At 70.6% G+C, this 13,259-nt stretch carries 11 protein-coding genes and 1 pseudogene; 8 read left to right on the top strand and 4 right to left on the bottom strand.

The genetic code is table 11. The annotated features are described in order from the left end of the window. The 3 genes and pseudogenes from ACZ7HQ_RS32970 to relA all read left to right on the top strand — a co-directional run. Nucleotides 1-209, top strand: a pseudogene (locus ACZ7HQ_RS32970) (protein translocase subunit SecF); the annotation flags it as partial. After that, nucleotides 206-745: an adenine phosphoribosyltransferase gene (locus ACZ7HQ_RS32975; RefSeq protein ID WP_470997981.1), complete on the top strand. Its 540-nt coding sequence runs from the start codon at nucleotides 206-208 to the stop codon at nucleotides 743-745. The pseudogene ACZ7HQ_RS32970 and the gene ACZ7HQ_RS32975, both read left to right, overlap by 4 nt. Nucleotides 746-1,154: 409 nt before the next feature. Continuing rightward, nucleotides 1,155-3,692: a GTP pyrophosphokinase gene (gene relA, locus ACZ7HQ_RS32980; RefSeq protein ID WP_470997983.1), complete on the top strand. Its 2,538-nt coding sequence runs from the start codon at nucleotides 1,155-1,157 to the stop codon at nucleotides 3,690-3,692. Nucleotides 3,693-3,755: 63 nt separating this feature from the next. Here the strand turns inward: relA and ACZ7HQ_RS32985 are convergent, their stop codons facing one another. After that, entirely contained in the window at nucleotides 3,756-4,985 is a 1,230-nt protein-coding gene (locus ACZ7HQ_RS32985) for a DUF349 domain-containing protein (RefSeq protein WP_470997986.1), read from the bottom strand. A 155-nt stretch (nucleotides 4,986-5,140) separates the two neighbouring features. Next, nucleotides 5,141-5,971 (bottom strand): peptidylprolyl isomerase, encoded by an 831-nt coding sequence (locus tag ACZ7HQ_RS32990; RefSeq protein WP_470997989.1) that lies wholly within the window; start codon nucleotides 5,969-5,971, stop codon nucleotides 5,141-5,143. A 169-nt stretch (nucleotides 5,972-6,140) separates the two neighbouring features. Here ACZ7HQ_RS32990 and ACZ7HQ_RS32995 point away from each other — a divergent pair, with 169 nt between their 5' ends. Beyond that, complete coding sequence (locus ACZ7HQ_RS32995; protein ID WP_470997992.1) at nucleotides 6,141-6,848, top strand: MBL fold metallo-hydrolase; 708 nt, start codon at nucleotides 6,141-6,143, stop codon at nucleotides 6,846-6,848. Nucleotides 6,849-6,861: 13 nt separating this feature from the next. Next, on the top strand, nucleotides 6,862-8,124 hold the full coding sequence (gene hisS / locus ACZ7HQ_RS33000; protein ID WP_470997995.1) for a histidine--tRNA ligase: 1,263 nt from the start codon (nucleotides 6,862-6,864) through the stop codon (nucleotides 8,122-8,124). 246 nt (nucleotides 8,125-8,370) lie between these two features. Here hisS and ACZ7HQ_RS33005 read toward each other — a convergent pair whose 3' ends face one another. Both ACZ7HQ_RS33005 and ACZ7HQ_RS33010 read right to left on the bottom strand, forming a co-directional pair. After that, nucleotides 8,371-9,216 (bottom strand): ABC transporter permease, encoded by an 846-nt coding sequence (locus tag ACZ7HQ_RS33005; protein WP_470997998.1) that lies wholly within the window; start codon nucleotides 9,214-9,216, stop codon nucleotides 8,371-8,373. Continuing rightward, the gene (locus tag ACZ7HQ_RS33010; protein ID WP_470998001.1) at nucleotides 9,213-10,079 is read right to left on the bottom strand and encodes an ABC transporter ATP-binding protein; all 867 of its coding nucleotides are present in this window, start codon (nucleotides 10,077-10,079) and stop codon (nucleotides 9,213-9,215) included. Before ACZ7HQ_RS33010 ends, ACZ7HQ_RS33005 begins: the two co-directional genes overlap by 4 nt. Nucleotides 10,080-10,225: 146 nt before the next feature. Here ACZ7HQ_RS33010 and ACZ7HQ_RS33015 point away from each other — a divergent pair, with 146 nt between their 5' ends. The 3 genes from ACZ7HQ_RS33015 (at nucleotide 10,226) to rpsD (ending at nucleotide 13,204) form a co-directional block, all read left to right on the top strand. Beyond that, the gene (locus ACZ7HQ_RS33015; RefSeq protein ID WP_470998004.1) at nucleotides 10,226-10,882 is read left to right on the top strand and encodes a vitamin K epoxide reductase family protein; all 657 of its coding nucleotides are present in this window, start codon (nucleotides 10,226-10,228) and stop codon (nucleotides 10,880-10,882) included. 45 nt (nucleotides 10,883-10,927) lie between these two features. After that, the gene (locus tag ACZ7HQ_RS33020) at nucleotides 10,928-12,283 is read left to right on the top strand and encodes a replication-associated recombination protein A (protein ID WP_470998007.1); all 1,356 of its coding nucleotides are present in this window, start codon (nucleotides 10,928-10,930) and stop codon (nucleotides 12,281-12,283) included. A 306-nt stretch (nucleotides 12,284-12,589) separates the two neighbouring features. After that, the gene (rpsD, locus tag ACZ7HQ_RS33025) at nucleotides 12,590-13,204 is read left to right on the top strand and encodes a 30S ribosomal protein S4 (RefSeq protein ID WP_055705441.1); all 615 of its coding nucleotides are present in this window, start codon (nucleotides 12,590-12,592) and stop codon (nucleotides 13,202-13,204) included. Nucleotides 13,205-13,259 lie beyond the last annotated feature (55 nt).

Below are 13,259 nucleotides of genomic sequence, written 5' to 3' on the forward strand. Positions count from 1 at the left end.
TCGTCGCCGACCTCAAGGAGCGCGAGCCGGCGATGAGGGCCCTCACCAAGCGGGTCCTGGCCAAGCGCGCCCAGGCCGCCGCCGAGGAGGACCTCGCCGCGGACCGCTCCGCCGAGGACGACGACTCCGCCCCCGCCGTCGTGGGCCCCCGCAACCAGCCCGCGTCCCGCAGCCGGGGCCGCGGCCGACCCTCCGGGAAGCGCCGATGACCGACATTCAGGAGCTGCTGCTCAGCCGTATCCGGGACGTCGCGGACTACCCCGAGCCGGGCGTGATGTTCAAGGACATCACCCCGCTCCTGGCAGACCCGGCCGCCTTCACCGCCCTCACGGACGCGCTGGCCGAGATCGCCGCGAACACCGGAGCGACCAAGATCGTCGGTCTGGAGGCCCGGGGCTTCATCCTCGGCGCTCCGGTGGCCGTCCGCGCGGGCCTCGGCTTCATCCCGGTCCGCAAGGCGGGCAAGCTGCCCGGGGCGACGCTGCGCCAGGCGTACGACCTGGAGTACGGCTCCGCCGAGATCGAGGTGCACGCGGAGGACCTCGCTGCCGGTGACCGCGTCCTGATCGTGGACGACGTCCTGGCCACGGGTGGTACGGCCGAGGCGGCCATCCACCTCATCCAGCGAGCCGGCGCGGAGGTCTCGGGCCTGGCGGTGCTGATGGAACTGGGCTTCCTCGACGGCCGCGCCCGCCTGGAGCCGGCCCTGGGCCCGGCTCCGCTGGAGGCGCTGCTCCAGGTCTGACCTGGTGGACACACGAGCGGCCCGGGCACGGCCCCGGGCCGCTCGGCTTTTCCCGGCCGCTGGCTGGTCGCGGGCCCCAGCACCCACGGACGATCCGTCGGCCGCCCCGGTCGACCGCCGACGGCCGTCCCCGGGCCACCTGACCCTGAAGTCCGCCGGTCGTCCGCCGCGGGAGCAAGCCCGCGGTCGCCGACGGTGCACGCGCCCCACCGGGGGCCACCCGCCGTACACCCTCCGCACCCCCGCCGAACACCCGGAATCCACGCCGCCGGAATCCGGCGGAAGCCTCCCGTGTTGCACGGGTACCCGGTCCTCACTTCCGCCTGAAGGCGATGACCAGCCGCAGGATCGCTACCATGGGGTCTCCGGAGCCTGACCGGGGGACCCGGATCGCGCACGAGGAGCCCTCTTGCCAGACGAGGCCCAGCACCTGACCGCCGCCAAGCCCGAGTCCGCCTCGGCAGCAGCGGCGAAGCCCGCGCCGCACGCGTCCGACGCGAAGAACGACACCCGCGGGCCGATCGAGCATGCCCAGTCCGCGCCCGTCGAGAAGGCTGCCGAGGCCTCGCGCCCCAAGCCCGCCCCGCCCGAGCGCCCTGCGCAGCCGCCCGTGGTGCGTCAGCCCGCCGCCCAGCCCGCCCGCACCGGCTCCTCCAACCGCGTCCGCGCCCGCCTGGCCCGCCTCGGCGTCCAGCGCGCGAACCCGTACAACCCGGTCCTGGAGCCCCTGCTGCGGATAGTGCGCAGCAACGACTCCAAGATCGAGAACTCCACGCTCCGCCAGATCGAGCGCGCCTACCAGGTCGCCGAACGCTGGCACCGCGGCCAGAAGCGCAAGAGCGGCGACCCCTACATCACGCATCCCCTCGCCGTCACCACCATCCTCGCCGAGCTGGGCATGGACCCGGCCACCCTGATGGCCGGCCTGCTGCACGACACCGTCGAGGACACCGAGTACGGCCTCGACCAGCTGCGCCGCGACTTCGGGGACACCGTCGCGCTGCTCGTCGACGGCGTCACCAAGCTGGACAAGGTCAAGTTCGGCGAGGCCGCGCAGGCCGAGACCGTGCGCAAGATGGTCGTCGCCATGGCCAAGGACCCGCGCGTCCTGGTCATCAAGCTCGCCGACCGCCTGCACAACATGCGCACCATGCGCTACCTCAAGCGCGAGAAGCAGGAGAAGAAGGCGCGCGAGACGCTGGAGATCTACGCGCCCCTCGCCCACCGGCTCGGCATGAACACCATCAAGTGGGAGCTGGAGGACCTCGCGTTCGCGATCCTCTACCCCAAGATGTACGACGAGATCGTGCGCCTGGTGGCCGAGCGGGCGCCCAAGCGCGACGAGTACCTCGCCATAGTGACCGACGAGGTCCAGGCCGACCTGCGCGCCGCCCGCATCAAGGCGACCGTCACCGGCCGCCCGAAGCACTACTACAGCGTCTACCAGAAGATGATCGTGCGGGGCCGTGACTTCGCCGAGATCTACGACCTGGTGGGCATCCGTGTCCTCGTCGACACCGTCCGCGACTGTTACGCGGCCCTCGGCACCGTGCACGCGCGATGGAACCCGGTCCCCGGCCGGTTCAAGGACTACATCGCGATGCCCAAGTTCAACATGTACCAGTCGCTGCACACGACGGTCATCGGGCCCAACGGCAAGCCGGTCGAGCTGCAGATCCGCACCTTCGACATGCACCGCCGCGCCGAGTACGGCATCGCCGCGCACTGGAAGTACAAGCAGGAGGCCGTCGCCGGCGCCTCAAAGGTGCGCACGGACGTGCCCAAGGCGGGCAAGGGCAAGGACGACCACCTCAACGACATGGCGTGGCTGCGCCAACTGCTGGACTGGCAGAAGGAGACCGAGGACCCCGGCGAGTTCCTGGAGTCCCTGCGCTTCGACCTGTCCCGCAACGAGGTCTTCGTCTTCACGCCCAAGGGCGACGTCATCGCCCTGCCCGCAGGGGCCACGCCCGTCGACTTCGCGTACGCCGTGCACACCGAGGTCGGCCACCGCACCATAGGAGCGCGGGTCAACGGCCGCCTCGTACCGCTCGAATCCACCCTGGACAACGGCGACCTGGTGGAGGTCTTCACCTCGAAGGCGCCCGGTGCCGGACCGTCCCGCGACTGGCTCGGCTTCGTCAAGTCGCCGCGGGCGCGCAACAAGATCCGCGCCTGGTTCTCCAAGGAGCGCCGGGACGAGGCGATCGAGCAGGGCAAGGACGCGATCGTCCGGGCGATGCGCAAGCAGAACCTGCCGATCCAGCGGATCCTCACCGGCGACTCCCTGGTCACGCTGGCGCACGAGATGCGCTACTCGGACATCTCCGCGCTGTACGCGGCGATCGGCGAGGGCCATGTCTCCGCGCAGAACATCGTGCAGAAGCTGGTCCAGGCCCTCGGCGGTGAGGAGGCCGCCACCGAGGAGATCGACGAGGCGGTACCGCCGACCCGCAGCCGGGGCCGCAAGCGGCGCTCCAGCGCCGACCCGGGCGTCGTCGTCAAGGGCGTGGACGACGTGTGGGTCAAGCTGGCCCGCTGCTGTACGCCCGTACCGGGCGACCCCATCATCGGCTTCGTCACGCGCGGCAGCGGCGTATCGGTTCACCGCAGCGACTGCGTGAACGTCGACTCGCTGTCCCGCGAGCCGGAGCGCATCCTCGACGTCGAGTGGGCGCCCACCCAGTCGTCGGTCTTCCTGGTCGCCATCCAGGTCGAGGCGCTCGACCGCTCGCGCCTGCTGTCGGACGTCACGCGCGTCCTGTCCGACCAGCACGTCAACATCCTCTCCGCGGCCGTCCAGACCTCCCGCGACCGGGTGGCCACCTCGCGGTTCACCTTCGAGATGGGCGACCCGAAGCACCTCGGCCACGTCCTGAAGGCCGTCCGGGGCGTGGAAGGCGTGTACGACGTGTACCGGGTGACGTCGGGACGCAGCCGCTCGTAAGCCCGCATGTGAAAGGGCCCCATACGCGCGTACGGGGCCCTTTCACATGCGGGTGGGACCGGTTCAGCCGCCGAACTCCTGCAGACCCTTCAGAGCCTGGTCCAGGAGCGCCTGGCGGCCCTCCAGCTCACGCTCCAGCTTGTCGGCCCTGGCGCTGTTGCCCTGGCCGCGGGCCTGCTCGATCTGCGCCCGCAGCTTGTCCACGGCGGCCTGCAGCTGACCGGTCAGCCCCTCGGCACGCGCGCGTGCCTCCGGGTTCGTCCGGCGCCACTCGGCCTCCTCGGCCTCCTGGATGGCCCGCTCGACCGCGTGCATCCGGCCCTCGACCTTGGGCCGCGCGTCCCGCGGGACGTGGCCGATGGCCTCCCACCGCTCGTTGATCGAACGGAAGGCGGCCCGCGTGGACTTCAGGTCGCCGATCGGCAGGAGCTTCTCGGCCTCCTCGGCCAGCTCCTCCTTCAGCTTCAGGTTCTCCGCCTGCTCCGCGTCCCGCTCGGCGAACACCGAGCCACGGGCGGCGAAGAAGACGTCCTGGGCGCCGCGGAAGCGGTTCCACAGGTCGTCCTCGTGCTCGCGCTGGGCACGGCCGGCGGCCTTCCACTGGGCCATCAACTCGCGGTAGCGGGCCGCCGTCGGACCCCAGTCCGTCGAACCGGACAGCGCCTCGGCCTCGGCGACCAGCCGCTCCTTGGTGCGGCGGGCCTCCTCGCGCTGCGCGTCCAGCTGCGCGAAGTGCGCCTTGCGCCGCTTGGAGAACGCCGACCGGGCGTGCGAGAAGCGGTGCCACAGCTCGTCGTCGGACTTGCGGTCCAGCCGCGGCAGACCCTTCCAGGTGTCCACCAGGGCGCGCAGCCGCTCACCGGCGGCCCGCCACTGGTCGGACTGCGCCAGCTGCTCGGCCTCCGCGACCAGGTCCTCCTTGGCCTTGCGGGCCTCGTCGGACTGCCTGGCACGCTGCGCCTTGCGCTCCTCGCGGCGCGCCTCGACCGTCGCCACGAGCTTGTCCAGCCGTCCCCGCAGGGCGTCCAGGTCGCCGACCGCGTGGTGCGCGTCCACCTGCTCGCGCAGGTGGTCGACGGCGGCCTGAGCGTCCTTCGCCGACAGGTCGGTGGTCTGTACTCGCTTCTCGAGGAGGCCGATCTCGACAACCAGGCCCTCGTACTTGCGCTCGAAGTAGGCAAGCGCCTCCTCAGGGGAGCCGGCCGCCCAGGATCCGACGACCTGCTCGCCGTCGGCCGTACGCACGTACACGGTCCCCGTCTCGTCGACGCGGCCCCACGGGTCGCTGCTCACAGCGCCTCCTCCACATGATGCCTGCGGGGGGCCTCAGCACCCCCGGGCATCGTCCACAGTTTCGTCACGGCCAACATAGGCGACCAGCGGGTTGCCTGTCCGCATCCAGCGCGACCGAAATTCCGCAGTTGGCCGTGTTGGTCTTCAGGACGGCGTCAGGACTTCGTCACCGTCGCCTTGTTGATCACCACGGTCGCGTTCGGAGCGGTGTTCTGGGTGGTCGGATCGGCCGGCTGGGCACCGGCGGCGGCGATCTTCTGCAGCACCTTCATGCCCGCGTCCGACACCGTGCCGAACGGCGTGTAGCTGGGCGGCAGCGGGCTGTCCTTGTAGACCAGGAAGAACTGGCTGCCGCCGGTGTGCTTCTGGCCCGTGTTGGCCATCGCCACGGTGCCCGCCGGGTACGTGTTGCCCTTCAGGCTCTTGTCCTTCAGGTTCTCGTCCGGGAGCGTGTAGCCAGGCCCGCCCATACCGGTGCCCTGCGGGTCACCGCACTGGAGCACGTAGATGTCGGACGTGGTCAGACGGTGGCATTTGGTGTGGTCGAAGAAGCCCTGGCCCGCCAGGAAGGCGAACGAGTTCACGGTGTGCGGGGCCGCCGACGTCTTCAGCGCGACGTCGATGTCACCGCACGTCGTGGCGAGCTTCATCGTGTACTTCGCCGACGTGTCGATCGTCGTCGCCGGTTCCTTCTTCCAGCTCAGCTTCTTCGCCGAGCCGGCCGCCGGCTTCGCGCACGGGTCCGGGGCCTTGCTGGTCGGCGAGGCGCTGGGCGTGGTGTCCGCGGCGGCGTTGGACTTGTTGTCGTCGCCCTTCAGCACCCCGGTCGTGTACAGCGCGACACTGCCGATCACGACCACGCCGAGTACCGACGCGATCACGGAGTTGCGCACACGGGCCTTGCGCCGCGCGCTGGTGCGTCGCTGCTGCTGCCGCAAGAACTTCTCCCGGGCGAGCTGACGCCGCCGCTGCTCCTGGCTGACCACCGGGTTCTCTCCTCATGCGTGTCGTGTGTCGACCGGTACGCGTGCGTCCTCGTGAGCCGACCGTTGCGTGTGCCCCGTACCGTATATGGGTTCGCTGAGGAAACGGCAGCGCCGGTAGGCTCTGGACCACAGCTTGTGGTCACCCGTATCGACACAACGAAGGACGATCGTGCTCATTGCCGGGTTCCCCGCCGGGGCCTGGGGGACGAACTGTTATCTCGTCGCCCCCGCCGCCGGTGAGGAGTGCGTGATCATCGACCCCGGCCACCAGGCCGCCGAAGGCGTCGAGGAAGCACTGAAGAAGCATCGGCTCAAGCCCGTTGCCGTCGTCCTCACCCACGGCCACATCGACCACGTGGCCTCGGTCGTCCCGGTCTGCGGCGCACATGACGTACCGGCCTGGATCCACCCCGAGGACCGGTACATGATGAGCGACCCCGAGAAGTCGCTCGGCCGGTCCATCGGCATGCCGCTGATGGGCGAGCTGACCGTGGGCGAGCCGGACGACGTCCGGGAGCTGACGAACGGCACCACCCTCGAACTGGCGGGCCTCGAACTCTCCGTCGCGCACGCGCCGGGCCATACCAAGGGGTCGGTGACCTTCCGGATGCCCGAGACCACCGACATCCCGTCGGTGTTCTTCTCCGGGGATCTGCTGTTCGCCGGCTCCATCGGACGCACCGACCTGCCGGGCGGATCCATGGAGGACATGCTCGAGTCGCTGGCCCGGGTGTGCCTGCCGCTCGACGACTCCACCGTGGTGCTGTCCGGCCACGGCCCCCAGACGACCATCGGCCAGGAGCGCGCCACCAACCCCTATCTGCGGCAGGTGGCCGCCGGCCAGGGAGCGGCCCAGGCTCCCCGACGAGGAATGTGACGAGAGAGCTTCCGTGAGTACCTTCCAGGCCCCCAAGGGCACCTATGACCTGATTCCGCCGGACTCCGCCAAGTACCTGGCGGTCCGCGAGGCGATCGCCGCCCCGCTGCGCAACTCGGGTTACGGCTACGTCGAGACGCCCGGTTTCGAGAACGTCGAGCTGTTCGCGCGCGGTGTCGGCGAGTCCACCGACATCGTGACCAAGGAGATGTACGCCTTCGAGACCAAGGGCGGTGACAGGCTCGCCCTGCGCCCCGAAGGCACCGCCTCCGTCCTGCGCGCGGCGTTGGAGGCCAACCTGCACAAGGCGGGCAACCTCCCGGTCAAGCTCTGGTACTCGGGCTCGTACTACCGCTACGAGAAGCCGCAGAAGGGCCGCTACCGGCACTTCTCGCAGGTCGGCGCCGAGGCGATCGGCGCGGAGGACCCGGCCCTCGACGCCGAGCTGATCATCCTGGCCGACCAGGCGTACCGCTCGCTGGGCCTGCGCGACTTCCGCATCCTGCTCAACAGCCTGGGCGACAAGGAGTGCCGCCCGGTGTACCGGGCCGCGCTGCAGGACTTCCTCCGTGAGCTGGACCTCGACGAGGACACGCGCCGGCGCGTCGACATCAACCCGCTGCGGGTCCTCGACGACAAGCGCGAGTCGGTCCAGAAGCAGCTGACGGGCGCGCCGCTGCTGCGCGACTACCTGTGCGACGCGTGCAAGGCGTACCACGAGGAGGTCCGCGAGCTGATCACCGCGGCGGGCGTCTCCTTCGAGGACGACCCGAAGCTGGTGCGCGGCCTGGACTACTACACCCGCACCACCTTCGAGTTCGTGCACGACGGCCTGGGCTCCCAGTCCGCGGTGGGCGGCGGCGGCCGCTACGACGGCCTGTCCGAGATGCTCGGCGGCCCCTCGCTGCCGTCGGTCGGCTGGGCCCTCGGCGTCGACCGCACGGTCCTCGCCCTGGAGGCCGAAGGCGTGGAGCTGGACCTCCCGTCCGCCACCTCGGTCTACGCCGTCCCGCTCGGCGAGGACGCCCGCCGCGTGCTGTTCGCGAAGGTCACCGAGCTGCGCAAGGTCGGCATCGCCGCGGACTTCTCCTACGGCGGCAAGGGCCTGAAGGGCGCCATGAAGAACGCCAACCGCAGCGGCGCCCGCTACGCGATCGTGGCCGGCGAGCGCGACCTCGCCGACGGCGTCGTCCAGCTCAAGGACATGGAGTCCGGCGAGCAGACGCCGATCGGCGTGAACGAGATCGTGGCCGAGCTGGAGTCCCGACTCGGCTGAGCCGAGCGACGACCGGAGGGCGCCGGGCACTCCCGGCGCCCTCTTGCCGTTCCAGCAGGCCGTGGCGCATCGCGCTGGTGACGGCGGCTGTCCGGTCGTCGGCGCCGGGCTTGCCGAAGGCCCGCGACAGATGGGTCTTCACGGTCGACTCCCCGATGAACCGGTCCGCCAGGCGGGCCGCCGCGGACGGCGCCCGCACGGTCTCGCCCCGCGCGACGGCCCGTACCGCGTCCGCCTCGTGACCCCTCACCCCTCGCGCCGGTTCTTCCACCGGAAGGTCAGCAGGCACAGCGCCAGTCCTCCGACGCACCAGGCGGCCAGCACCAGCGCGATCCGCCCGAACTCCCATGCGTGGGCCTGCTCCAGGACCTTCGCCGAGTCGGGCAGGAACACGCCCCGCAGGCCCTGGCACAGCCACTTCAGCGGGAACAGGGCGCCGATGTCGAGCATCCAGCCGGGAATGATGCCGACGGCGATGTAGACCCCGGAGACGAACTGGAGCAGCAGGAAGGGCAGGACGACGACGGAACTGGCGCTCTTCGCCGACCTCGGCACCGAGCTGATCGCGATGCCGAGCAGCGCGCACGCGGTCAGCCCGAGCACGAAGATCCACGCGAAGTCGAACCAGCGGCCGGGGTCGGACGGCAGGTGGACGCCGTAGAACACCGTGCCGACGGCCCGCAGGACCGCGGTCTCCAGGACCGCGGTGAACAGAACCAGCCAGATCTTGCCCAGGAAGTAGGCCGCGGGAGGCATCGGGGTGCCCCGCAGCCGGCGCAGCACCCTCTCGTCCCGTTCGACGGCGATGGAGATGCCGAGCGACTGGAAACTCGTCGACATGATCCCGGAGGCCGTCATCGCGGGTACGTACAGCTGGGACGCGGTGACCCCGGCGGTTCCGACGTGGTCGTGGAAGATCGACGCGAACAGGAACAGGAACACCACGGGGAACGCGAAGGTGAACACCACCTGCTCGCGCAGCCGGAAGAACTGCTTGATCTCCAGGCCGCCCCGCAGCAGCCCGATCCTCCAGGCGCCGGGCAGGGACGAGGTGGCCTCGCCGGCGTCGGCCCGTACGACGGTCGTGGTCATCGCACGGCCTCCTGGCCGGTCAGCCGGAGGTAGACGTCCTCCAGGGTGGGGCGGGTCACGGTCAGTCCGGGTATCTCGCCGTCGAAGCGGCGCATGAGCTCGGCGACGGTGCGGGTGGGCGTGGCGGTGTGTTCCGTGCGCGGGGAGCCGTCCGGTTCCGTCCAGGCGACGGCGACCTCACCGGCGTACCGCATCCGCAGGTCGGCGGGCGTGCCCTCGGCGACGACCCGGCCCCCGGTGACGACCGCGAGCCGGTCCGCGAGGGCCTCGGCCTCCTCCAGGTAGTGCGTGGTGAGCAGGATCGTCGTGCCGTCGTCGGCGAGCAGCCGGATCAGGTCCCAGAACTGGCGCCGGGCGGCCGGGTCGAAGCCGGTGGTCGGCTCGTCGAGGAGCAGCAGCTCGGGATCGCCGATCACGCCCAGCGCCACGTCGAGGCGCCGCCGCTGGCCGCCCGAGAGCGCCCTGACCCGGCTGCTCGCCTTCGCGTCGAGACCGACCAGGCGGATGACCTCCTCCGGGTCGCGCGGGCGCGGGTAGTAGCGGGCGAAGTGCCGTACCGTCTCGCGCACCGTCAACTCCGCGGGCGCCGATTCGTCCTGCCAGACGATTCCGATACGGGACCTCCACGCGCGCGTGCCCGTCGCCGGGTCCGCCCCGAGGACGGACACCTCGCCCCCGTCCCGTGACCGGTTGCCCTGCAGGATCTCCACCGTGGTGCTCTTGCCCGCGCCGTTGGGCCCGAGCAGGCCGAACACCTCCCCGCGCCGGATGCCGAGATCGAGGCCGTCCACCGCGGTGACGCCCCCGTAGCGCTTGCGCAGCCCCCGGACGTCCACCGCGAGTTCGTTCGCGTGTGCTGTCATGCCCTCGATCATCGGCCGGAACCGAACGATCCGGGACCACCGTGCGTACCTCCTTATGTCCTTCGAACGGTGGACACACACGTGCGTGCGGCACAATGAGCCGTGCCCGAAGATTGGTCCAACTCTCACATGACGGAATCGGCGTGATGAGCAAGACGACAGTCAACGACGTCTCCACGGAGTCCGTTCCCGAGCGTGCCGCCGATGCCCCGCGCACGGCGGGCGCCAGCCGTGCCTTCGCCCTCCTGCTGGTGATCACCGGCGCGGCCGGACTGCTGGCCGCCTGGGTCATCACGCTCGACAAGAACAAGATCCTCGAGGCGAAGATCGCCGGGAAGACCTTCACGCCGGGGTGCAGCGTCAACCCGATCGTGTCCTGCGGCAGCGTCATGGAGAGCAAGCAGGCGACCGCCTTCGGCTTCCCGAACCCCTGGCTCGGACTGGTCTGCTACGGCATCGTCATCTGCGTCGGCATGAGCCTGCTGGCCCGCGCCCGCTTCCCGCGCTGGTACTGGCTGACCTTCAACTTCGGCACGCTCTTCGGCGTCGGCTTCTGCACCTGGCTGCAGTTCCAGTCCCTGTACCGGATCAACGCGCTGTGCCTGTGGTGCTCGCTGGCCTGGGTCGCGACGATCACCATGTTCTGGTTCGTCACCTCGGCCAACCTCCGCAACGGCTTCCTGCCGGCCCCGCGCCGGCTGAAGTCCTTCTTCGGCGAGTTCACCTGGGTGGTGCCGGTCACGCACTGCGGCATCATCGCCATGCTGATCCTGACCCGCTGGGGCAGCCAGCTCTGGGCCTGAGCCCGGCCCGGCCGCGTTGTCAGTCCGGTGATTTAGGGTTTCCACGTGGAACCCGACCTGTTCACCGCCGCAGCAGAAGAACGCCAGGAGAAGGACCCGGCAGCGAGTCCCCTGGCGGTGCGGATGCGCCCGCGCACCCTCGACGAGGTCGTGGGCCAGCAGCATCTGCTGAAGCCCGGTTCCCCGCTGCGCCGGCTGGTCGGCGAGGGCTCCGGCGGGCCCGCCGGACCCTCCTCGGTGATCCTCTGGGGCCCGCCCGGCACCGGCAAGACCACCCTCGCCTATGTGGTCTCCAAGGCGACGAACAAGCGCTTCGTGGAGCTGTCCGCGATCACCGCGGGCGTCAAGGAGGTCCGCGCGGTCATCGACGGCGCCCGCCGCGCCACCGGCGGATACGGCAAGGAGACCGTCCTCTTCCTGGACGAGATCCACCGTTTCAGCAAGGCCCAGCAGGACTCCCTGCTCCCGGCGGTCGAGAACCGCTGGGTCACCCTGATCGCGGCCACCACCGAGAACCCGTACTTCTCGGTGATCTCCCCGCTGCTGTCCCGCTCCCTGCTGCTGACCCTCGAACCCCTCACGGACGACGACATCCGGGGCCTCCTCAAGCGCGCCCTGACCGATGAGCGCGGCCTGAAGGACGCCGTCACCCTCCCCGAGGACACCGAGGAACACCTGCTGCGCATCGCCGGCGGAGACGCCCGCCGGGCCCTGACCGCCCTGGAGGCCGCCGCCGGAGCGGCCCTGGACCAGGGCGAGGGCGCGATCAGCCTGGAGACGCTGGAGCAGACGGTCGACCGCGCCGCGGTGAAGTACGACCGCGACGGCGACCAGCACTACGACGTCGCCAGCGCCCTCATCAAGTCCATCAGGGGCTCCGACGTCGACGCGGCCCTGCACTACCTGGCCCGCATGATCGAGGCCGGCGAGGACCCCCGGTTCATCGCCCGCCGCCTGATGATCTCCGCCAGCGAGGACATCGGCCTCGCCGACCCGAACGCCCTGCCCACAGCCGTGGCCGCGGCCCAGGCCGTCGCCATGATCGGCTTCCCCGAGGCCGCCCTCACCCTCAGCCACGCCACCATCGCCCTCGCGCTCGCCCCCAAGTCCAACGCCGCGACGACCGCGATCGGCGCCGCGATGGAGGACGTCCGCAAGGGCCTAGCCGGTCCGGTCCCCCCGCACCTGCGCGACGGGCACTACAAGGGCGCCGCCAAGCTGGGCCACGCGCAGGGGTACGTGTACCCGCACGACCTGCCCGAGGGCATCGCCGAGCAGCAGTACGCCCCGGACGCCCTCAAGGACCGCGAGTACTACACCCCGAGCCGGCACGGCGCCGAGGCGCGCTACGCGGACGCGGTGGAGTGGACCAGAAAGCGCCTCGGTCGCAGGCGGTCCTGAGCGCCCTGTAGACTGGCGCGCAGTGCTGAGTCCCGTGCTGTCAGAGCGGGACAGCCAGCCGGAGCTCCCATCCTCACCGGATGGACTCCAGGAGCGTCGCGCACCGTCGATCGGTGTCGCGGGCAGCCCACCACCACCCCGAGGTTCCGGGAGCGGTCGGTGGGCCACTCGCGTGCTGCACGTATGTGCCCAGACCAGGGAAGCGGCTGCCCGGCAGGTCCCCTTGGGGCCCGGCGGGTTTTCCCGGCTGCGGATGCGACCTCCTTAACCCTGACGAGCCGAACACTACGAAAGAGACGAAAGACAGTGGCGAACCAGTCCCGTCCCAAGGTCAAGAAGTCGCGTGCCCTCGGCATCGCGCTGACCCCGAAGGCCGTCAAGTACTTCGAGGCCCGCCCCTACCCGCCGGGTGAGCACGGCCGCGGCCGCAAGCAGAACTCGGACTACAAGGTCCGTCTGCTGGAGAAGCAGCGTCTGCGCGCGCAGTACGACATCTCCGAGCGCCAGCTGGTCCGCGCCTACGAGCGCGCGTCCAAGGTCCAGGGCAAGACCGGTGAGGCCCTGATCGTGGAGCTCGAGCGCCGTCTCGACGCCCTGGTCCTGCGTTCGGGCATCGCCCGCACCATCTACCAGGCCCGTCAGATGGTCGTCCACGGCCACATCCAGGTCAACGGCCAGAAGGTCGACAAGCCGTCCTTCCGTGTCCGCCCGGACGACGTCGTGCAGGTCCGCGACCGCTCCAAGGACAAGACGCTCTTCACGATCGCCCGCGAGGGTGGCTTCGCCCCCGAGGGTGAGACCCCGCGCTACCTGCAGGTGAACCTCAAGGCCCTGGCGTTCCGCCTGGACCGCGAGCCGAACCGCAAGGAGATCCCGGTGATCTGCGACGAGCAGCTCGTCGTCGAGTACTACGCCCGCTGACCCCAGCGACCGCGCGGTACCTCAGCCCGCCGTCTCCCCGTCCGGCCCTGCCGGG

It is taken from the genome of Streptomyces sp. NPDC037290, assembly GCF_055603245.1.